The organism is Veillonella fallax, from assembly GCF_020687175.1.
Taxonomy (GTDB): domain Bacteria; phylum Bacillota; class Negativicutes; order Veillonellales; family Veillonellaceae; genus Veillonella; species Veillonella fallax.
Map to the genome: position 1 here is coordinate 47412 of NZ_JAJEQD010000001.1, position 22121 is coordinate 69532.

A 22121-nucleotide genomic window follows, 5' to 3' on the forward strand; every position below is an offset into this window, starting at 1 on the left:
AACGATTCATACAATCCCAACGGGTAAAGGAGGGACCCGATGAACGAGTTTCTAATGATATGTGAACGTATTGTTCCTGAAATCGTTAGTGTATTAAAGGAGCGATACAAAATATTAAACCACCTAGTTTATGAAGAGCCTATAGGCCGTAGAACATTAGCTACTGCAACGGACCTTCCAGAGCGAACCGTAAGAAGTCATATTGAGCTAATGCGTGCTAATGGTCTTGTAGACATTTATAAACCAGGGATTTTTCTCACTGATGAGGGATATGCAATTGTTCCAAAGTTGCGAAATTTTTTAAATGAATTAGATCGTATTAACGAGCTAGAACATCGATTGACTGAAGCACTTCATATCGATAGGGTTATCATCACTCCTACAGAAGGAACGTTGATGGTAAAAAAACTAGGCTTTGCAGCAGCAAAGTTATTACAGGAATTATTAGAACCGGACTCTGTAGTTGCCATCAGTGGTGGTAGTACAATGGCTGCAGTAGCTGAGGAAATGCCTGTATTACCATTTAATCCTATTGTTGTACCGGCCCGTGGTGGCGTTGGTGAGGTTGTAGAATATCAAGCTAACGTAATTGCTTCGGTACTTGCTGAACGGCTTCGCGGTACCTATAAAATGCTCCATTTGCCTGATGGACTTTCACAAGACTCATTGCATATGCTCATGACTTGCGAACCTCAAATCAAGGAAATTGGTGATCTTATTAGTAGGACTGACGTACTCTTGTTTGGTATTGGTACAGCTATGAGAATGGCGGATCAACGCCATATAGCTGATGATGTGCGTAAGCAGTTAGTAGATAATCATGCTGTTGGCGAAGCTCTTGGTCAATATTGCGATATAGATGGTAAGTTGATTTATTCCACTAATAATATTGGTTTATCTCTTCCTGATGTTGCAAAAATTCCCAATGTGATTGCTGTGGCTGGTGGACAAGATAAATCGAGTGCCATTATAGGTGTTATGAGAGCTTGTCAAAAAGGCATACTAATCATCGATGAGCAAGCTGCAGAAGGCATGCGTCAATTGTTACAAATTTCAGCATTATAAATGAAGTTAGTAGTTAAATATTTTGTTAGAATATTTTTGTTATTAGGAGGATCTAACAATGGCAGTAAAAGTTGGTATTAACGGTTTTGGTCGTATTGGTAAATGTGTAGTACGTGCAGCGATTAATAATCCTGACGTAGAGGTTGTAGCAATCAATGCTACTGGCGATAATGAAGGTACTGCATTATTGTTAAAATATGACTCTGTTCATGGCACAATCCCTAATGAAGTAACATTTGATGATGACAATATCTATGTTGACGGTAAAAAAATCCGCGTATTCCATGACCGCGATGCTTCTAAATTGCCTTGGTCTGAAGAAGGCGTTGAAATCGTTATGGAATGTACTGGTAAATACCGTGACGCAGAAGAAGCAAAAGTTCATTTGAATCAACCTACTGTTAAAAAAGTATTGATTTCTGCACCTGGTAAAAACGAAGACTTAACTATGGTTATGGGCGTTAACCAAGATATGTATGATCCTGCAAAACATCATATTATTTCTAATGCATCTTGTACAACAAACTGCTTGGCTCCATTTGCTAAAGTTTTATGCGATGAATTCGGTATCAAACGTGGTATGATGACTACAATTCATTCCTATACAAATGACCAAAAAATTCTTGATGCACGTCATAAAGACCCTCGTCGTGCTCGTGCAGCAGCAATGTCTATCATTCCTACAACAACTGGTGCAGCAAAAGCGGTTGCAAAAGTATTGCCTCAATTAAAAGGTAAATTAGACGGTTTTGCATTGCGCGTTCCTACTCCAGATGTATCTGCTACAGATCTTGTTTGCGAACTTGAAAAACCAGCTACAAAAGAAGAAATCAACGAAGCATTCCGCAAAGCAGCAGCTGGCGAATTAAAAGGTATTCTTGGTGTATCCGATGTGCCATTGGTATCCTGTGATTTCAGCTCTGATCCTCGTAGCTCCATTGTTGATGCTGATTTAACAATGGTTATGGATGGCAACATGGTAAAAGTTGTTTCTTGGTATGATAACGAATGGGGTTACTCCGAACGTCTTATCGATATGGCAGCATTCGTAGCAAGCAAAGGCTTATAATCGGGAGGCTTTGATGAAACTAACAATCGATGGTTTACAAGTAGACAACAAAACAGTATTTGTTCGTGTTGATTTTAATGTTCCTATGAAAGACGGTATCATCACTGATGACACTCGTATTCGTAGTGCATTGCCTACTATCAATTATTTAATTGAAAAAGGGGCAAAGGTTATTCTTGCTTCTCACTTTGGTCGTCCAAAAGGGGAACGAAAACCGGAAATGTCTTTAGCACCATGTGCAAAACATTTATCTGAGCTTATTAATAAACCAGTAGCATTCGTAGATGACTGCATTGGCCATAAGGTTGAAGAAGCTGTAAAAGCATTGCAACCTGGCGATGTATTGATGCTTGAAAACTTGCGTTGCCACAATGAAGAAACTAAAAATGATCCTGAGTTTGCTAAACAATTAGCATCTCTTGCTGATGTAGCTATTAACGATGCATTTGGTGTTTCTCACCGTAATGCAGCGTCCGTAGTTGGTATCGCTGACTATATTCCTATGGCAGCAGGCTTCTTGCTCAAAAAAGAAATTGAAGCATTAAGTGCAGCGGTTGTACATCCTAAAACACCTATGGCAGCTATCATCGGTGGTGCTAAGGTAACAGATAAAATTTCTGTAATTTCTAATTTATTACCTAAAGTTGATGTCATGATCATCGGTGGCGGTATGGCTAATGCTTTCATTAAAGCACAAGGCTGTAACATTGGTAGCTCCTTATTTGAAGAAGGTCAAGAAGCTATCGCTACAGACCTTGTTATGGAAGCACGTGTAGCAGGGGCTAAATTATTGACTCCAATCGATGCTGTAGTAGCTGATGCTTTCAGCAACGATGCTAACACTAAAATCGTTGACGTTGAAAATATTGAAGATGGTTGGATGGTTCTAGATATTGGCCCTAAAACACGTGAGCTATATGTAGAAGCATTGGCGCCAATGAAGACTATTATTTGGAATGGTCCTATGGGCGTATTTGAAATGGAAAACTTTGCAGCTGGTACAAATGCGGTAGCAAAAGCTGTAGCTGAATCCGATGCGATGACTATCGTTGGTGGTGGTGACTCTGTAGCGGCTATTGAAAAAAGTGGCTTAGCAGACAAGATTAGCCATATCTCCACAGGTGGTGGCGCATCCTTGGAATTCTTAGAAGGTAAAATCCTACCAGGTATTGCTGCATTGTCTGAGGCATAATATGAGAAAACCCATTATTGCAGGAAATTGGAAAATGAATGGCACCATTGCGTCTGGATCTATCCTGATCGAAGCGTTTAACAGCGTGTTACAAGATATGGAATTATCCTGTGATGTAGTTGTTTGCCCGCCTTTTACAGCTATTGAACGTGCAGTAGCATTAACACGCGATACAGCTATTGCAGTAGGCGCACAAACCATGGATTATCATGATGCTGGTGCATTTACTGGTGAAATTTCACCACTTATGCTTACAGAGGTAGGCGTTAATTATGTTATCATTGGTCACTCTGAACGCCGTGAATATTATGGTGAAACAGATGAGACTGTAAATGCAAAAATTAAAAGTGCATTCCATCATAATTTGACACCTATTGTCTGTGTTGGTGAAAGTTTAGAACAACGTGAGTCCGGTCATACTCTTGACTGGATTACGTCTCAACTTAAAGGTGCTTTGGTTGATGTTCCTAAGGAACAAGTTAGCCAATTGATTGTTGCGTACGAACCAATTTGGGCTATCGGTACAGGAAAAACAGCAACTGCTGATCAAGCTGAAGAGGTATGTAAAGAAATTCGCGATTACATACGTTCTTTATACGATGATGAGACTGCTGATGCTGTGCGCATCCAATATGGTGGTAGTGTTAAATCTGAAAATGCTCTCGAAATCCTTGGAGAACCTAATATTGATGGGGCACTCGTAGGTGGTGCATCTTTAGTAGTTGATGAATTTATTGATATTATTAAAGCGGCGAATCAAATAGGCGCTTAATATGAGGTTAAAAATGGCTAAATTAAAGGCTCCCGTAATGCTAGTCATCTTAGATGGCTTTGGCATGGGAGATCAATCAGATACAACCAATGCTGTGGTACAGGCGAAGCCGCACTGTTTTAATCAATTATGGGATACGTATCCACATACAAAATTAGAAGCATCAGGACTAGCGGTAGGCCTTCCAGAAGGCCAAATGGGGAATTCTGAGGTTGGTCATTTAAACCTTGGCTCTGGTCGTATTGTGTACCAAGATTTAACTCGTATTACTAAAGACGTTGAGTCTGGCGAGTTCTATAATCGCCCTGTTATAAAGGAACTGTATGAAGTAGGCAAAAAACAAAGCTTACATCTTATTGGCCTAGTTTCTGATGGCAATGTGCATTGTTCTTTAGAACATATCAAGGCTGTTATTAAAGGCGCTCATGACAATGGTATTGAACATGTATATGTACATGCATTGCTCGATGGTCGTGATGTAGCACCTCAATGCGCACAAGGTTATATCAAAGATTTAGAAGCATATATGGCAGAGCTAAACTGTGGTAAAATTGCCACCGTTAGTGGTCGCTATTATGCAATGGATCGGGATAATCGTTGGGACCGTGTGGAACTTGCTTACAATGCTATTGTACATGGTCAAGGTGAAAGTGCCGCATCAGCTTGTGAAGCGGTACAACAATCTTATGATAAGGATGCAGCTGATGAGTTTGTTCTTCCTACAGTGATTGACACTGAAGGAACTATCAAGAATGGTGATGCTGTTATCTTCTGTAACTTCCGTCCAGACCGTGGGCGTGAACTTACAAAAGCCTTAGTATTGCCAGAATTTGATGGCTTTAACCGTGAACCATTATCCTTGTATATGGCGACCATGACCAAATATGAAGATGGCTTACCAGTTCATATTGTGTACGAAAAAGACATCTTGTCAGAAACATTAGGCGAAGTACTCAGTGTAGGTGGCTATCGTCAATTGCGTATTGCTGAAACAGAGAAATATGCCCATGTAACGTACTTCTTCAACGGCGGTAAAGAGGAACCATTTGAAGGCGAGGACCGCATCCTTGTAAAATCACCTCAAGTGGCAACTTATGATTTACAACCTGAGATGAGCGCTTATGAAGTGACTGATAAGGTTGTACAAGCTATTCAAGATGAAACATATGACATGATTATCTTGAACTTTGCAAACCCAGATATGGTCGGTCATACAGGTAGCTTTGAAGCAGCTGTTAAAGCAGTGCAAGCAGTAGATACTTGTTTAGGTCGAATCGTAGAGGCTATACGTAATAAAAAGGGTCATTTGTTGATTACCGCAGACCATGGTAATGCAGAGCTTATGGTTAACCATGAAACAGGTAAGGTGCATACAGCACATACAACGAACTTGGTACCGTTAATTTTAATGAGTGATACTCTAAAATCAGCTACATTAGAATCTGGTAAATTATGTGATATTGCGCCAACATTATTAGACTTGGCTGGCATAGATCAACCAAAATCTATGACTGGTCATAGTTTGGTAAAAAAAGCATAATATAGAGTTTTCACTATATTTATAGTTAATTAGAGTTATAACCTATATGGTTTAGCTCAATATATAATGATTGTCGTATGACAGTCATTCCATTAGATTTTATGAGGTGAAGAAATGGCAGTAATTGAACAAGTCATTGCAAGAGAAATTTTAGATTCCCGCGGTAATCCAACTGTTGAAGTTGAAGTATGTTTAGAAGATGGTACTATTGCAACAGCAGCTGTTCCATCCGGCGCTTCTACAGGTAAGTTTGAAGCTGTAGAATTACGTGATGGTGATAAATCCCGTTACTCTGGTAAAGGTGTATTAACAGCTATCGACAATGTTAATGCTAAAATCGGTCCTGCCATTATTGGTTATGATGCGACTGAACAAGTAGCTATCGATAACTTGATGTTGAAATTAGACGGTACAGACAATAAATCTAACCTTGGTGCTAATGCAATTCTTGGTGTTTCCATGGCTGTAGCTCGTGCGGCAGCTGAATCTTTAGATTTGCCATTATTTGCATACCTTGGCGGTTTCAACGCAAAAGAATTACCAGTTCCTATGATGAACATCTTGAACGGCGGCGCACATGCAGATAATAACGTAGACATTCAAGAATTTATGATCATGCCTGTCGGCGCAACTTCCTTCGCAGAAGCTCTTCGTAGCTGTGCAGAAGTATATCATACATTGAAATCTGTACTTCATGATAAAGGCCTTAGCACTGCCGTAGGTGATGAAGGTGGCTTTGCACCAAACTTAGCATCTAACGAAGAAGCATTAGAAGTCATTTGTGAAGCTATTAAAGCGGCTGGTTATGAACCTGGTAAAGACTTCAAATTAGCTCTTGACTCTGCATCTTCCGAATTCTATGAAGATGGTAAATACAATTTAGCTGGTGAAGGCAAAGTTAAAACAGCTGCTGAAATGGTAGAGTTCTATGAATACTTAGTAGGTAAATACCCAATCGTATCCATCGAAGATGGTCTTGCTGAAGAAGATTGGGATGGCTGGAAATTGTTGACAGAACGCCTTGGCGATCGCGTACAACTTGTTGGTGATGATTTATTCGTAACTAACACAAAACGTTTGGCTCGCGGTATTGAGCTTGGTGTAGGTAACTCCATTCTTGTAAAAGTTAACCAAATCGGTACTTTAACAGAAGCATTCGATGCTATGGAGCTTGCTAAACGCGCTGGCTATACATGTGTAGTATCTCACCGCTCTGGTGAAACAGAAGATACATTTATCGCTGATATTGCGGTAGCTGTAAATGCTGGTCAAATTAAGACAGGTGCACCTGCTCGTTCTGAACGTGTAGCAAAATATAACCAATTGCTTCGCATTGAAGAAATGTTATACGAAACAGCTCAATATAAAGGTAATGACGTTTTCTATAACTTAAAATAAGTTACGTTATATCTAATAATCCAATAAGGGCGCCCTTCGGGGCGCCTTTTTTGTATGCCTAAAATAAAAAAGTTTTCGCTTCGTGGATTTTCAAAAATAAAAGAGGAATTAAAGATGTGATGTCGAACCATATAACGCCATACGCTAGTGTGAGGTAAAAACATACCGCAAGGTATAGGAGGTGACCATGTATGTAGATGTAACATTAGACGATATTATTCTGTATGCATTAGAGCATCATGTCAGCGATATTCACTTTGATCCAACTAAAAGTGGTGTACAAATTAGATTACGACAAGATGGATTGTTACAAACGCATATGACTGTATCAAATGAAGAGGCAGAACTTATTATTAACCGTATCAAGGTATGTAGTACGTTAGATATTAGTGAAAAGAGATTGCCTCAAGATGGTCGTTGGGCATGGAGTCATAAGGATACATCGGTAACAATGCGCGTATCCACATTGCCTAGTCTATATGGTGAGACATTAGTCTGTCGGCTCATGGGTAATGAAGGAAGTCATAAAGATCTAAAAGCGTTAGGTATGCGTGCAGATATTTTTGATCATATTGAACAGCTATTAAAACGTCCTTATGGATTGTTACTTATCTGTGGACCTACGGGAAGCGGCAAGACTGCTACCTTATATGCGATGCTCCGCATGTTGAATTTAGAAGAAACAAAGCTTATTTGCCTTGAGGATCCTGTAGAGGCAGAAATTAAAGGAGCCATTCAAATTGGTATTAACGAAAAAATCGGCTTTACCTTTGCAAAAGGGTTAAGGTCTGTGCTGCGGCAAGATCCAGATACGATTATGATTGGTGAGATTCGTGATAAGGAGACGGCGGAGCTGGCTGTTAAATCAGCATTAACCGGACATCGCGTATTATCCACCATTCATACCAATACAGCTATAGGCGTCGTAACGCGGCTCATGGATATGGGGGTAGAACCGTATTTAATACGCGCCACCTTGATGGGGGCTATTGCACAGCGTCTAGTTAGAATATTTGATGGTACATCGTATCACGGACGGACTGCTCTGTTTGAATACTTAGAGATACCTACTAATTTGGCTCAGTGGGATCAATTAGAGGCACATGTATTACTGTCCTTAGAAGATTCTGCCCGTGAGGCCGTAGCTCAGCATGTTACATCTATAGAGGAGGTGCATCGTTGTGGACTCATGCTGTAATAGTGAAAGTTTAGAAACTATTGTTGAAGAGGCTATACACTTATCATCAACAGATATTCATCTACAATGTGGTGAGCCTATCTATTTGAGACATGGTGATGGATTAAAGGCCACTCAATTTGTATGTACCACTACGTTGATTGAAGATATTTTGAGACGTTGTGGTATAGCATCGTATGAATGGCAATCTCTTGATGAGGCTTGTTCCTGTTGTGGTGTACGTATTCGTGTTCATCTGTATCGAGCTAATCAAACTATATGTGGCACATTGCGCTTATTGTGTCATCAACAACTTAAACTGGATGATAATAGTGAAGGTCAACTCCTACAAAAATTATGTGAATCTCATGATGGTTTATTGCTCGTCTGTGGTCCTACGGGCAGTGGCAAAAGTTTTACCTTAGCTTGCTGTATTGATTATATAAATCAAACAATGGAGCGTCACATCATCACCTTAGAAGACCCCATCGAATTTGAGTTTAAACCTAAGAAATCGTTAATTCATCAACGCCAATTAGGTGCAGATATTAAGTCTATGTCTGATGGTATTCGAGATGCATTGAGGGAGGATCCAGATGTCATTATGGTGGGGGAACTTCGAGATCGTGAAACCTTAGAGGCTGCACTTCATGCAGCAGAAACAGGTCATCTTGTGATGGCAACTATGCATACACAGCGGGCTGTAATGGCTGTTCACCGTATGATTTCACTATTCCCTGGAGAACAACAAGAGGAGGTGCGTAGTCAAATATCACAAGTACTACGTGCCGTTATATGTCAACGGCTCCTTCGATGGAATAAAAAGTTCATTACCATTCGGGATATTTTGCTAAACACGCATGCGGTAGCGAATTTGATACGTACTCGTAAGGAACCACAAATCATTTCTATTCAAGAAACACAACTACCTATGAAAACACTAGAGATGGCCGTACGAGATGCGAAGGTACAATATGGCTCTCAGCAACAACTGCATACATTATTGGATCAACAATTATCGTAGGTGAAGGTATGGAGGCTTATGAATATGTCGTAAAAGATGAGAATAACGAAACGATAAAAGGTTTAATATGGGCGGATTCAGAACAGGAGGTTGGCACACGGTTAAAACGAGATGGCTATAAGATTTATAAAATCACTTTACAAGTAAATAAGAAGAAACATAAGTGGAATCATACTATGGTGGTAGATGTAACCTATCAATTAGGACTACTCATCGAATCTGGCGTGCCTTTACGACGAGCATTACAGTTATTATGTCATGGAAAGAGAGGCCTTTTGTATACAGCCTTATATGAATCGATTGAGCGTGGTCAAACGTTGTCTCAAGCATTGCGGAGTGAAGGTTGTCCTGCCATTGCACTGGCTTTATTGGAAAGTGGAGAGGCTGCAGGTACATTAGGAGAAAGCTTGCAATATATATCACGTCACTATGATTGGGAGCGACAGCTGCGGCAAAAGGTTATCAGTGCTATTTCCTATCCATTATTTTTACTTGTATTAATGAATATCTTTTTTCTTGTTACCATCTTGTTTATTATTCCATCCTTTGAAAAGGTTTTTACTACCATGCATATTACATTACCAGTGATGACGCGAGCCCTCTTTGCATTAGGACAAGGGCTAAAGAATCATCCCTTAGGGGTTGTTATTCTGCATTGTGTAGTCCTAGGGGCTATGGTCTTTGCATATCATGAACATAGTATAAAACGCAAAGTACATCGTTGGCTTTGGCAGTTGGCTCACCAATACCAATGGATGACCTGCATTTACTATACAAGTATGCTAAAAGTTTGGGCGCTTTTGTTAGATTCTGGAATTTCTATTATTCACACTATGAATATTACAAGACCTTTATGGGGCAATATGTATGGTGCCGAATGTAGTGAAAAGGTAGAGGCAAAATTATTATCAGGCCATTCTTTTGAAGAGAGCCTGAGAACTGAGAGTATTGGAAATTCCTTTATCTGGCAAATGATCTCTATTGGAGAAGAAAGTGGGGAACTTGTAAAGATGTTAGAGCATTGTGGACATTATTATGAATCTATACTTTCAAAATATATTGCCCGTCTTGAGAGACTATTAGAACCGATATTACTGACCTTGATGGGGATTGGTGTAGCCGTATTGGTTGTGTCTGTTATGTATCCGTTGTTTACGTCTATTGCTAAATTGGGAGGGCAGTAGGCATTGTTATCAAGCTATTTTACAGAATTAATAATGATAAAAGGAGGATATTATGAGTTCTGTTATGCACCTAGTTAATGGATTGAACCATAGATTAGAAATATGTGGTCAATGGATTGTAGACCATCTACATATTAATCATGTTCGAGAAAACCTTAAAAAATCGAGAAACGGTGGATTTACCCTTGTAGAATTGATGGTTGTTGTGGCTGTTATCGCTATATTAGCAGCTATTGCGATGCCACAATTTCTATCTGCCGCTGATCGAGCGCGAACTGCGAAGGAAACAGCAGATATTCAAATTATTAAAAATGCAACACAGCTCTATATGATTGACAAGAATGTAGATACACCGCCAACTGTAGAAAACCTATATAAAGAAGGTTATCTTACAGAACATGTTAAAACTGCAAAGGATAAGGAATATACCATTACTTATGAAGCGGTTAATGGTGGTACTGCGAAGGCAGTTGTAGTTAAAGCTCCTGATGCACCTTAAACGTAAGCGCTATCCAGTATTTAGTACTTAATATTTAATACTTAATACTTAATATTTAAGTCTTAATAGTTAATGTGCATGGATTGATGATTGGAATGTAGATTTTTATTTGTATTTACATTATGTAGTTATATAAATAGTTATAGTTACATATGTACAGTTGATTTTATGGAAGGACAAGGTATGAAAGGGACACATTATGTTATAGCACTGATCGTGTATATAGCATCTATAGTATTGCCTATTATAATTTCATCACGAGCAATATCCTTTATTCACGTTGCTTTGTATGCTGTATTTTCACTCATCATCATAGCAGGTGCTACCATCGATATGCATTACTATATATTGCCTGATGAAGGGGCGTTAGTGCTTGTTTTAGGTGGTATAGTGTATAGCTTTATAAATGATAAGTCTATGCTTATAACGATTATAAGTGTTATGAGTGTAGGTGCTATTACATATGGACTTCGTCTTATGAGTTATAAAGGTTTTGGACTAGGCGATGTGAAATGGTTTTCTGCTATTGCCATGTGGCTTACGCCCTGGGAGATTGTATGCTTCTTTTACGTAGCCTTTTGTGTTGGTTCTCTCTATCTCTTACTAACAAGCTATCGTAATCGATACATTCCATTTGGTCCCTTTCTATGCTTTGGTGGTTGGTGTGCCTTACATGGCGGATCCTATATGGAGGTGTTGTACCAATGGTTAAGGCACAACCTGTACATCATCAATACGGCTCTTTGTTAGCTGAGTGGATTATTGCGATTAGTTTATTTTTACTTCTTATTTCTATGTCTTTGCCCATTGTAACAACGCCTAGCCGTTACACTCTAAATGGAAGTACTCAAGAAGTAGTATATATGTTAAAAAAGGTTCAACTTTGGTCTATGCTAGGGCATAAGTCTAATGGAAAAGGGCGTATGTTATTCATATTAAATAAAGATAGCTATACCTTAGAGGAGGATGCTCATCATCATACAGTTAATATATCCTTACCTGTAGGGATTGAAAATGTACAACCCTTAACGGTTATCTCTTTTTCTTCTCTAGGATTACCTTATGATGGAACGGAACTTATTTTACGAGATCGAGAAAGTGGTGAGAGAAATCGTATATGGATATCTGTACAGACGGGACGTATTCGATGGGAAGAAGTCCATTAAGGGCTTTATGTATGGAGATGCCTTAGTATCAACAGCTATTATTATGTTTATCTTGCCTGTTATATTATCTGTATTTTGGATGGCTACCTTAACAATCTATAAGGCTTACTATTGGGATCATATATTACAAGACACCATAACATATGTAGAGGAAAGTAAGTCTATGTATTATCAAACGGGTCATATTCAAGATGGTATACATAACTCTCAATTTATTATGAGTCCCAGTGAATCTATTACTTATAAAACACATGTAGAGCCTATCGTAGAAAATGGTATTGTCCTACAACGATTAACTGTGCAGGCCATAGATAATGAATCTGTTGTGTATACCTTATCTCTCGACTTGGAGGAAATACGGTGAGAACTCATGATACACAAAGAGGTTTTATTTTGTATTCAACCCTCATCAGTATAACTATTTCGACCATCGTTTTAACCTTATTGTTAGGCATAGTTTTTTATGGGGTTATGTGGAATGCAAAATTAGTTGATAGCGTAGCCATGATGGAGGATGGTCGTTATACGCGGCGCATGGTGGTGGCTCAAATCATATGGAATCCTGTACAGATAACGGTAGAGGATCGCAATAGGACCTTATATATTCACGACACTAAGCGTACTAAACTAACATTACAACGCCATGCTTTGTATAGGAAGCTTACAGATGGCAGCTTACAACCTGTTAGCGGCAGCCGTATTATCGGCACAAAGGATAAACGAAATGTTGGGTACACACAAGAACATCCATTTAGTATGAATGAGAGCGGAGTAGTCCATATGCGTTGGTACATAACGAATCGATTTACTGGTGATAAACAATATACTGCTGGATATGGAGGCTTAGCTATATATGAAGTCGCCATAGGTCAAAGTAGTATATATGATTGGTATAAAGATAATGAGGAAACAAGTCATGAACATGGGAGCCCATAATGCTGGGTTTATTACATATGTAGCCATATTTACAATGTCCTTTTTATTAGTATTAGCCTTTATGGGATTGCGTATTGGTCAAATTTGTGAAAGTAATGCAGTAGATGAATTGCATTTAGAAGAGGCTCATTATGCAGCGCAAAGTGGAGCACATTGGTTTGTAGGCTACTGTAAGGCCGGTAATACATGGGACTTTCAAGGAAAGCTAATTGTAGCTGATGATGCGGATGTGGAAATTACTATTGAGGCCGATCCATCCCGTGAGAATCCTCGTCACGTTATGAGTTATGGAAAATTGAAACATCAGGAAATAGTAAGTCGTGTACATATGTATGTGGCAGTAGATACAGATCATACTATGCATGTTATGAAGATAAAACCATATTGAGGTGAATCTATGAAACGGAAAAAGAAAATACATACTGGTGTATGTATTACAGATGAACGTATTGTATGTGTGACAGCTCATGTAGAAAATAAAACGATGGTCATTACTGATGCATTGGAAATGAAACGCAGTGCATCTATTGATGAGGATGTTAGAAAATTTATAGAAATGTATGATTTAGATGATGGAGCTTACAGCATTGTAGCTAATATCGATACACAAATGCATGTAGCACCTTATGATCCTCACGATTTTGATATGAAGGAGTTCATCAAATGGAATGTAGAGGATTACTTTACCTTTGATGGCGACAGTTTCCAAATGGATGCATGTCGTCGGGAATATCCAAGGCATAATTACCATATGTTTATGGTTGCCGTAGAGCGTCATTCATTAGAACTTTTAAAACAAGGTATACGAGACACCTATGCACCGGTGGATGTAATCGATTTCTGGCCTATTCCTATTTGTTACAGTTTGATGCGACGTAGTGGGACAGTAACAGGTGTCGTTGAGACGGACCATCTACATTTATGGCTATGGTGGAATGATATATGTATTCAAGAACGGATTGTCCCTATTAGTAGCAGTGATGTATCAGAAGCTATGGAGGTGCTAGAAGCAAGGTTGCAAGAATTTGGTGTAGATGAAATACAAGGAATTAAGCTGTACGGATTAGAGCGATTAACCGATGAGGAACAAAAGGATATGGAAGCCATTATTTCTATATATGGAGAAACAGAGTATATTCCATTATTATTCTTAGGGCGTGGTCGCAATCGATGTAAACAAGGACAATTAGATTGGGATATGGCCATTGGTATGGCCGCAAGGGGGCTTAAATGGATTGGCTTGGGATGGTAGATATATTAATCTAATGCCTCGTTCGTTACGTTGGCATAGTGTATGGTACAGATATCGTTATTATCTATATGGTATGTGTATTGTATACGGAATTGTAGGATTAATAGCTATAGGTTTGTGTTGGTCTGGTTATGAACAGTATAAGGCTGAAAAGGCAGAACTATTGACGCTATTGGAAAATTCGCAGTATCAATCAATTGGAAAACAGTATGAGGATATAGCATCAGTTAAAAATAAAATACTTAAGAATAGTTCTGGAAAAAATAAAGAAACTATTTTTCAAAATACTATTGTTTTATATGTTCTTGATATAGCTATGGAACGAGGAATTAGTTTACAACACCTTAACATAAAGGATGAACATATTAGTGTAGATGGTGTAGGCCATAGTGATGAAGCATGCCGTAAATTTATAGCTAGTCTTCAACAAAGGTTAATTGGAATGGATTGTCATGGAACAGTTAAAGCAGATCAAGGTATATATACATTCCATATGGAAGGATCTAAAGGAGAGCACAACACATCCAGTAGAGAAGATAGTAATGACCATACTAATGTGGGGCATCATAATTAGTATTTCACTATATGGGTATATTAGCTTAGATCACAAAGCAACTCATTTGAAAGAACGACAAGAAAACTATGTTATCCAAATGCAGGCTAAGTCAGATTATATTGTATCTAAGGAAGCAAAATTACTAGCATCTTTTACAGAAAATAAGCTATCGAACACGAGTTCTAATACTAGTATTTTTGAGTCTTTGCAAGGAGAACCATTAATGATTGTTAGTACTGATGAGCATGAAGGTGTATTAGAATTAAATTTATTAGGAAGTACAGAACGCCTTATCAACTGGATTAATACTGTTGAAGCAAAAGACCCTTCACGCCGTATAGAAATTGAGGACATAGAACGGAAAGGCAATGTAGTGTATGTACATTGTGCAGTAAAACCGACTATGAGGCCTTAATATATATTCTTATATAGTAATATTAATAGAGACAGATTATAGATTGTTATTCTATAGTCTGTCTTTGTTTTTGTTGCATTTTATAGTACAATGAAGGATATGAAATAATAAGGGGCGCATAATAGATGATAATAAAACGAAATATTATGCTCATCGGTTCTATGGGGAGTGGCAAGAGCCATTTCGGTCGTAATCTTGCAGAACGCAAGGGATGGCAATTTGTAGATACCGATCGCGTATTAGAAGGTCGTTTTGGGTTGCCTATTGCTGAAATATTCAAGAAAATTGGGGAAAAAGCATTTCGACGTGCAGAAATGGATGTACTGAAAAAGGTTTGCTTATATCACGAAGCAGTCATCTCCGTAGGTGGTAATTTCCCCATTGAACATCGCACATTAAAGGTATTGAAGAAATATTCTTATATCATTGGTATCCGAGCTGCACAATTTCGCATTGTCAGTCGTGTGAATCGCCGTATTGGGAAACGGCCAACCATGGATTATAACAATGTTCATGCCTTTGTACACGCTATGATACAATCCTGGAAACCGGTGTATAAGCAGTGTGATTTTGTACTAGATACAACAAATGGTCGGACCTATGATTTTATGCAACGTATTGAGGATGAATTAGTTACCTCAGATGTTCAATTTAAAGCAAGACGTCAACCCAATGATACGGATACTAGAGATGTAAAATCGTCATCTCAAGAATTACAACTTAATAATTCTCTAAGAAATACAAAAGATAATCATAGATTATCTAAATCGGAACGTTTTAATAATCCTAATACGACGATTTCTAATGATACAGTAGGTACTAAAATAGTCGTTAATAAAGAACATTCCAACCGGGTAGGATCTCATAAATTGGGCAATGATAAACGGCGTAAACATAAGACGTCTAATCAGGCGGGTAAAGGACGAAAGTCAGAATCTATATCCAAACAACGTACACCACAAGGGGGTAGCGGATATGAGAAGAATCGCAATACTAACAAGCGGCGGAGACGCACCTGGAATGAACTCCGCCATCAGAGCGCTAACTCGAAAAGCAATACATGAAGGGTTTGAAGTTTTTGGTATTGAACGTGGCTATTTAGGTATTATGGAGGAGCAGTTCATTCCTTTATCAAACCGTTCTGTGGGTGGCATTATTACCCAAGGTGGTACGATGCTAAAAACAGCGCGTTTTCCAGAGTTTCAAAATGAAGATATTCAGCGTAAAGCTTATGATATTTTGAAAGCCCATGGTATTAATCACCTTATTGTTATCGGTGGAGATGGCTCTATGAGAGGTGCTACAAGTTTAGCTGAGCTTGGCATGTCTACAATGACAATTCCATGCACCATAGATAATGATATGGGTGGTACTCAATATACTATAGGCTTTGATACGGCTCTGAATACTGTGGTTGATGCGGTTGGTAGAATTCGTGATACATCTAACTCCCATGAACGAGTCGCCATTGTAGAGGTGATGGGACGTAAATCAGGTCATATTGCGCTTAAAGCGGGTCTTGCCTGTGGTGCAGAAATTGTACTCGTTCCTGAAAACCCTATGCCTTTACATGAGGTATGTCGTCATTTAAAGGAAACACAGATACGTGGTAAAGAATATAGTGTGATACTCGTTGCTGAGGGTGCTTACAATAGTGGAGAAGTAAAATCCTATATTAAGAAACATACGGAATTTGATCCGAGTTTGACCGTATTGGGATATTTACAACGCGGTGGCGGTCCCTCAGCATTTGACGCTATTTTAGCGGCTCGTATGAGTGAAACTTGTATTGATTTATTAATGAATGGTACAGATAATCGATTATTGGGCTATATAGATGGTCATATTCGTCCGATTTCTTATCAAGAAGCTGAACTTTTAGACTTTCCTATTAATGAGAAGGACTATACACTATTATCCATACTAAGCAGTTAAAACTATTAATGACCCGTAAGGGTCATTTTCTTTTATCATCATTTATTCATGAATGAAATTATATTGCATAAAAGTAATTGGTACTGTATAATTTAAAATTACTAATAGTATTGTTAGGAACGATACATGTTGTGCCAATATCTTCGTTTTAATATAAGGAGATTATAATGAAAGAATTTTTGCAAAAGCATCGTAAACGCATTATTGCAGGTGCTGTTGTTCTTTGTGTTTTGGGTGGTGGTACATACTACTACATGCATAGCGAAGGTTCTAAGCAAACACAAAACTTATATACAACTGGTAAGGTAGAAAAGGGTGATGTAAAAACTAGTATTAGTGCAACTGGTACTATTAACCCTGTAAATTATGTAGACGTTTCTACGAATGTGGCTGGTAAGCTTGAAAAAGTCTTAGTAAAAGAAAATGATCAAGTTACGGCTGGTCAAGTTATCGCTTATATTGATACACGTCAATTACAAGCCTCTGCAGATGATGCACGAGCTGCATTAGCTAAGGCAGAACTTGATATGAATCGTTATAAAGCATTAGCAGACCAAAATGCTATCGCTCAACAAACCTATGATGATTCTGTAACATCTTATGAACGTGCAAAATCTACGTATGACCGGGCAGCAGCAGATTTAAGCGATGCTACAATTACAGCACCAATGTCTGGCACTGTTATAGGCACACCATTGAAAGCTGGTCAAACTATCAGTACTGGTATTTCTACACAAATGATTATCGCTACTATTGCAGATTTAAGTGACTTAGAAATTTACTTAACTGTAGATGAAACAGATATTGGTAGTATCAAACAAGGTGCTAAAGTAGAATTTACTGTAGACTCTAAACCAGGTGAAACTTTCACAGGCTACGTGTCTGAAATCGCAAAGGGTACAAAAGGTAACATGGGTGCTACAAGCAACAGTGTTGTTTACTATACTGTAAAGGTTCAAATTCCTGAAAATATTTCCAACAACTTCTTACCATCTATGACGGCTCGTGCAACCATCTTTGGTGAAGATATTAAAAATACATTAGTAGTACCTCTTACGGCAGTGCGTACAGATAAGCAAGGTGAATACGTATATGTTATTAAAGATGGTCAACCAGTACGTACAGCTGTTTCTACAGGTGTAACTGGGGATACTAATGTACAAATTTTAAAAGGTTTATCTGAAGGTGATGAAATCATCGTAAGCGGTGATGTAACGGCACCTAAGAATAATAACCGTGGACCATTCTAATAGTAGGTGAATATGAATCAAGCAGTAATCGATATACAAGGGATTACAAAGACCTATGTAAATGGTAAATTATCGGTGCCTGTTTTACATGGTATTGATTTACAGGTCAATAAAGGCGAATTCGTATCTATTATGGGTCCTTCCGGTTCTGGTAAGTCTACCTTTATGAACATTCTTGGCTGTTTAGACAGACCAACGACAGGTTCATACCGCCTTAATGGCGATGAGGTAGCTACTTTATCCGATGATGAATTGGCCTTTGTGCGAAATAAACAAATAGGCTTTGTATTCCAAAGTTTCAACTTATTAACAAAATTAACAGCCTTAGAAAATGTAGCGCTCCCTATGATTTATGCAGGGATGGATAAAAAATCACGTAATGAACGAGCTGCTGCACTATTATCTTCTGTTGGTCTTGGTGACCGTATGGATCACTTGCCATCTGAGTTGTCTGGCGGTCAGCGTCAACGTGTTGCCATTGCTCGTGCACTGGCTAATAACCCTGCTATCATAATGGCCGATGAACCGACAGGTAACCTTGACTCCAAGTCGACTATCGATGTTATGAATATTTTTAGAGGCCTTTACGATGAAGGGCGAACAATAATCCTTGTTACTCATGAACCAGAAATTGCAACCTATGCAAGTCGCAATGTAGTATTGCGTGATGGTTTAATTGTAGAGGATTCCCAAAATCTAAATATGACGCCTGTACAGGAGGTGCCACATGTATAAAGAGAGTTTCTTGATGGCATGGGCATCCCTCATTGCTAATAAAATGCGATCCATTTTGACCATGTTAGGCATCATTATCGGTGTAGCTGCCGTAATTGCCTTGGTATCTATTGGTAATGGTGTAAAGCAAGATATCCAAAATTCTATTTCTAGTTTAGGTTCTAACCTATTGATGGTTATGCCTGGTGCACCTCGTACACCGGGGGTTCGACCTTCTGCAGGATCTATGAAGTCTTTAAAGGTTTCTGACTATGAAGCTATTTCAAAGTTAGATGGTGTTAAAGCGGCTAGTCCTATGACAAATGGCTCGTATGTAGTGATTTATCAAAATAAGAACTGGACTACTTCAGTATCTGGTGTTAGCTATAACTATTTAGATGTAAACAATTGGTCTATGAAATCTGGTCGATTCTTGTCTGAAAAGAATGTACAGAATCGTGAACGCGTTGCAGTCGTAGGTAAAACAGTTGTTAAGAATCTATTTGGTGATGAAGATCCAGTAGGTGCTGAAATTCGTGTCAAAAATATTCCATTCCGTATCATTGGTGTTCTTAATAGTAAGGGCAGTGGTGCTATGGGTAATGACCAAGATGATATGGTAATTATTCCATATACTACAGCTATGGAACGGGTAGAAGGTGTTGATTATCTCCGGATGATTTATGTAGTAGGTAAGGATGAAAACGGTATCGATCGTTTACAATCCGATATTGAAAACCTATTGCGTGTACGACATGGTATTAAAGATACAAACCTTGATGATTTCAATATCCAAAACATGAACTCTATCATGGAAACTATGGAGGAAACTACAGGTACGTTAACATTATTCTTAGGTGCTGTAGCAGCTATTTCTCTTGTGGTCGGTGGTATTGGCATTATGAATATTATGCTCGTATCCGTAACTGAACGGACAAGAGAGATTGGGGTACGTAAAGCGCTGGGCGCTACTTATAGTGTTATCGTTACACAATTCCTTATCGAAGCTGTTGTTATTAGTTTGATGGGGGGCATTATAGGGATTATACTCGGCATAGGCTCATCTAAGCTGATTGGCATGGCTTCGGGCATGAGTACGGTTATATCTATACCAACGATTGTAATGTCCTTTGCCTTCTCTATGGCAATAGGTTTGATTTTTGGTATTTATCCAGCTCGTAAAGCTGCTAAACTTAATCCAATTGATGCATTACATTATGAATAATCCTTAGTTGTAGATGCGTTTTCTTAAGAACATACTACATAATTAGATAGAGTTATTCGCATATGGTGCGTTGCATGATACAATATGTATGATGTAACGCACCATTTTTATGTTTGTATTGAGGTTTTTGGCAAGAACTCTCTAAATCATTTCATGCAAGCATTTTGATATAAAAGGGGATTAAGTTTAGTTAATCTATGTGTCAGTATATTGAATGGAGAATCTTATGGCTACAACATTGTTAGAATATTTCAACGAATTACGAGATCAAAATCCATTTTCTTGGGTAAAAGATTCTGAAATTACTGCTGTTGAACCCGGTCATGCGGAAATGACCTTGCAAACAAATGATACAGAGTACTGTAATTTTAGAGGGGACTTGCATGGCGCTGTTTGTATTGGTTTAGCAGATAGTGTAATGGGAACAGCTTGTTTTACATTGGGCAAATCTGTGAGCACTATTGATCTTAATGGTAACTATGTGAAAGCTGTTAAAGGCGGTACTGTATTGCGTGGTGTAGCCAATGTAGAACATAGTGGGAAAACAACCATGGTTGCCACAGCTCGTATTTATAATGAATTAGGTGAACTAGTTCATTTAGCACGTGGTACATTTTTTGTATTAGAAGAGAAGCCATTACCTGAATTACCATGGCGTTTTATTGAAGAAGACAACCCTGATTTGGTATAATATAGTTTAGACTTTTAAATATAGGAGGATGCTTTAATGGAACAAGAATTACAACGTCTTAAGGCAGAAGCCCTTGAGGCCATCAAAGGCGCTGCTGATCAACAAGCGTTGCAAGATATACGTGTAAAATATCTAGGTAAAAAAGGTGAGGTAACAGCATTACTAAAAGGTCTTGGTAAATTATCTCCTGAAGAACGCCCTAAGGCTGGTGCTCTTGTTAATGCGGTTCGTGAAGCATTAGAGTCTGAACTTGAGGCAGTAAAAACTCGTATGGAAACAGAAGAGTTAAATGCTCGTTTAGAACAAGAACGAATCGATATTACATTGCCAGGTCGTGCAGTAAAATCTGGTCATATCCATCCATTGACAAAGGTTAATGAAATGATTGAAGACTTCTTTATGAAAATGGGCTATACCGTTGAAGAAGGTCCAGAAATCGAACAGGATTACTTTAACTTTGAATGTTTAAACCTGCCTAAAGATCATCCTGCACGTGATATGCAAGATTCCTTCTATATTACAGAAAACTTCTTATTGCGTACCCATACATCTCCAGTACAAGCTCGTACAATGCAACGTCATGAACCTAATAGTCCAATCCGCATGATTGCGCCTGGTAAGGTTTACCGTTGGGACTATGATGCGACACACTCCCCAGTATTCCATCAAGTGGAAGGTCTCATCATCGACGAACATATTACATTTGCTGATTTGAAAGGTACATTAGAGTCCTTCTTACGTCACATGTATGGTGATGAAACAAAGGTACGTTTCCGCACAAGCTTCTTCCCATTCACAGAACCATCTGCAGAGGTAGACATTTCCTGTGTAATGTGTGGTGGCGAAGGTTGCCGTGTATGCTCTCATACAGGTTGGCTTGAAATTTTGGGTTGCGGTATGGTTCATCCAGATGTATTGCGCATTAATGGGTACGATCCTGAAAAGGTTAAAGGCTTTGCCTTTGGCATGGGCGTAGAACGTATTGCTATGCTTTTATACGGCATTAACGATTTACGTCTATTCTTTGAAGATGATGTACGATTCTTGGAACAATTTTAGGA

General features: G+C 38.6%; 25 protein-coding genes. All 25 read left to right on the plus strand.

What is annotated here, in order from left to right; genetic code table 11:
* The first annotated feature begins 39 nt into the window (after positions 1-39).
* The 25 genes from LKD20_RS00215 to pheS all read left to right on the plus strand — a co-directional run bounded on the left by LKD20_RS00215 (position 40) and on the right by pheS (position 22119).
* Complete coding sequence (locus LKD20_RS00215) at positions 40-1065, plus strand: sugar-binding transcriptional regulator (protein WP_227720193.1); 1026 nt, start codon at positions 40-42, stop codon at positions 1063-1065.
* Positions 1066-1123: 58 nt separating this feature from the next.
* A complete protein-coding gene (gap, locus tag LKD20_RS00220) occupies positions 1124-2134 on the plus strand; it encodes a type I glyceraldehyde-3-phosphate dehydrogenase (RefSeq protein WP_005386278.1) in 1011 nt (336 codons plus the stop codon).
* A 13-nt stretch (positions 2135-2147) separates the two neighbouring features.
* On the plus strand, positions 2148-3326 hold the full coding sequence (locus LKD20_RS00225) for a phosphoglycerate kinase (RefSeq protein WP_227720195.1): 1179 nt from the start codon (positions 2148-2150) through the stop codon (positions 3324-3326).
* Position 3327: 1 nt separating this feature from the next.
* Positions 3328-4098: a triose-phosphate isomerase gene (tpiA, locus tag LKD20_RS00230; protein WP_005386282.1), complete on the plus strand. Its 771-nt coding sequence runs from the start codon at positions 3328-3330 to the stop codon at positions 4096-4098.
* A 13-nt stretch (positions 4099-4111) separates the two neighbouring features.
* Positions 4112-5638, plus strand: coding sequence for a 2,3-bisphosphoglycerate-independent phosphoglycerate mutase (gene gpmI, locus LKD20_RS00235; RefSeq protein WP_227720202.1), 1527 nt, complete (start codon positions 4112-4114; stop codon positions 5636-5638).
* Between the two features lie 114 nt (positions 5639-5752).
* Entirely contained in the window at positions 5753-7036 is a 1284-nt protein-coding gene (gene eno, locus LKD20_RS00240; RefSeq protein WP_105089317.1) for a phosphopyruvate hydratase, read from the plus strand.
* Between the two features lie 187 nt (positions 7037-7223).
* A complete protein-coding gene (locus LKD20_RS00245; RefSeq protein ID WP_227720204.1) occupies positions 7224-8234 on the plus strand; it encodes a GspE/PulE family protein in 1011 nt (336 codons plus the stop codon).
* Positions 8218-9237 carry a type IV pilus twitching motility protein PilT gene (locus LKD20_RS00250; protein ID WP_227720206.1) on the plus strand — a complete coding sequence of 340 codons (1020 nt, stop codon included), beginning with the start codon at positions 8218-8220 and terminating at the stop codon, positions 9235-9237. The genes LKD20_RS00245 and LKD20_RS00250 overlap by 17 nt, the downstream gene beginning before the upstream one ends.
* Before the next feature lie 8 nt (positions 9238-9245).
* Positions 9246-10421 (plus strand): type II secretion system F family protein, encoded by a 1176-nt coding sequence (locus LKD20_RS00255; protein WP_227720208.1) that lies wholly within the window; start codon positions 9246-9248, stop codon positions 10419-10421.
* Positions 10422-10473: 52 nt separating this feature from the next.
* Entirely contained in the window at positions 10474-10920 is a 447-nt protein-coding gene (locus LKD20_RS00260) for a competence type IV pilus major pilin ComGC (RefSeq protein WP_227720210.1), read from the plus strand.
* A gap of 183 nt (positions 10921-11103) precedes the next feature.
* The gene (locus LKD20_RS00265; protein WP_227720212.1) at positions 11104-11670 is read left to right on the plus strand and encodes a prepilin peptidase; all 567 of its coding nucleotides are present in this window, start codon (positions 11104-11106) and stop codon (positions 11668-11670) included.
* Positions 11625-12086: a hypothetical protein gene (locus tag LKD20_RS00270; protein ID WP_227720214.1), complete on the plus strand. Its 462-nt coding sequence runs from the start codon at positions 11625-11627 to the stop codon at positions 12084-12086. Before LKD20_RS00265 ends, LKD20_RS00270 begins: the two co-directional genes overlap by 46 nt.
* Before the next feature lie 7 nt (positions 12087-12093).
* Complete coding sequence (locus LKD20_RS00275) at positions 12094-12450, plus strand: hypothetical protein (RefSeq protein ID WP_227720216.1); 357 nt, start codon at positions 12094-12096, stop codon at positions 12448-12450.
* 107 nt (positions 12451-12557) lie between these two features.
* Positions 12558-13022 (plus strand): hypothetical protein, encoded by a 465-nt coding sequence (locus LKD20_RS00280; RefSeq protein WP_227720218.1) that lies wholly within the window; start codon positions 12558-12560, stop codon positions 13020-13022.
* Positions 13003-13410 (plus strand): hypothetical protein, encoded by a 408-nt coding sequence (locus LKD20_RS00285; protein WP_227720220.1) that lies wholly within the window; start codon positions 13003-13005, stop codon positions 13408-13410. Before LKD20_RS00280 ends, LKD20_RS00285 begins: the two co-directional genes overlap by 20 nt.
* A 9-nt stretch (positions 13411-13419) precedes the next feature.
* Complete coding sequence (locus tag LKD20_RS00290; protein WP_227720222.1) at positions 13420-14274, plus strand: hypothetical protein; 855 nt, start codon at positions 13420-13422, stop codon at positions 14272-14274.
* The gene (locus LKD20_RS00295) at positions 14258-14848 is read left to right on the plus strand and encodes a fimbrial assembly protein (protein WP_227720229.1); all 591 of its coding nucleotides are present in this window, start codon (positions 14258-14260) and stop codon (positions 14846-14848) included. Before LKD20_RS00290 ends, LKD20_RS00295 begins: the two co-directional genes overlap by 17 nt.
* The gene (locus LKD20_RS00300; RefSeq protein WP_227720231.1) at positions 14817-15245 is read left to right on the plus strand and encodes a hypothetical protein; all 429 of its coding nucleotides are present in this window, start codon (positions 14817-14819) and stop codon (positions 15243-15245) included. Before LKD20_RS00295 ends, LKD20_RS00300 begins: the two co-directional genes overlap by 32 nt.
* Positions 15246-15370: 125 nt before the next feature.
* Positions 15371-16309: a shikimate kinase gene (locus LKD20_RS00305; protein WP_227720233.1), complete on the plus strand. Its 939-nt coding sequence runs from the start codon at positions 15371-15373 to the stop codon at positions 16307-16309.
* Positions 16266-17180 (plus strand): ATP-dependent 6-phosphofructokinase, encoded by a 915-nt coding sequence (locus LKD20_RS00310; protein WP_255621108.1) that lies wholly within the window; start codon positions 16266-16268, stop codon positions 17178-17180. The genes LKD20_RS00305 and LKD20_RS00310 overlap by 44 nt, the downstream gene beginning before the upstream one ends.
* Positions 17181-17347: 167 nt before the next feature.
* Positions 17348-18430, plus strand: a complete 1083-nt coding sequence (locus tag LKD20_RS00315; RefSeq protein ID WP_005386310.1) for an efflux RND transporter periplasmic adaptor subunit — start codon at positions 17348-17350, stop codon at positions 18428-18430.
* Positions 18431-18442: 12 nt separating this feature from the next.
* Positions 18443-19165: an ABC transporter ATP-binding protein gene (locus tag LKD20_RS00320; protein WP_005386312.1), complete on the plus strand. Its 723-nt coding sequence runs from the start codon at positions 18443-18445 to the stop codon at positions 19163-19165.
* Positions 19158-20369: an ABC transporter permease gene (locus LKD20_RS00325; RefSeq protein WP_227720243.1), complete on the plus strand. Its 1212-nt coding sequence runs from the start codon at positions 19158-19160 to the stop codon at positions 20367-20369. The genes LKD20_RS00320 and LKD20_RS00325 overlap by 8 nt, the downstream gene beginning before the upstream one ends.
* A 226-nt stretch (positions 20370-20595) precedes the next feature.
* Positions 20596-21060 (plus strand): PaaI family thioesterase, encoded by a 465-nt coding sequence (locus tag LKD20_RS00330; RefSeq protein ID WP_227720245.1) that lies wholly within the window; start codon positions 20596-20598, stop codon positions 21058-21060.
* A 36-nt stretch (positions 21061-21096) separates the two neighbouring features.
* Entirely contained in the window at positions 21097-22119 is a 1023-nt protein-coding gene (pheS, locus tag LKD20_RS00335; RefSeq protein WP_227720247.1) for a phenylalanine--tRNA ligase subunit alpha, read from the plus strand.
* Positions 22120-22121: the final 2 nt, after the last annotated feature.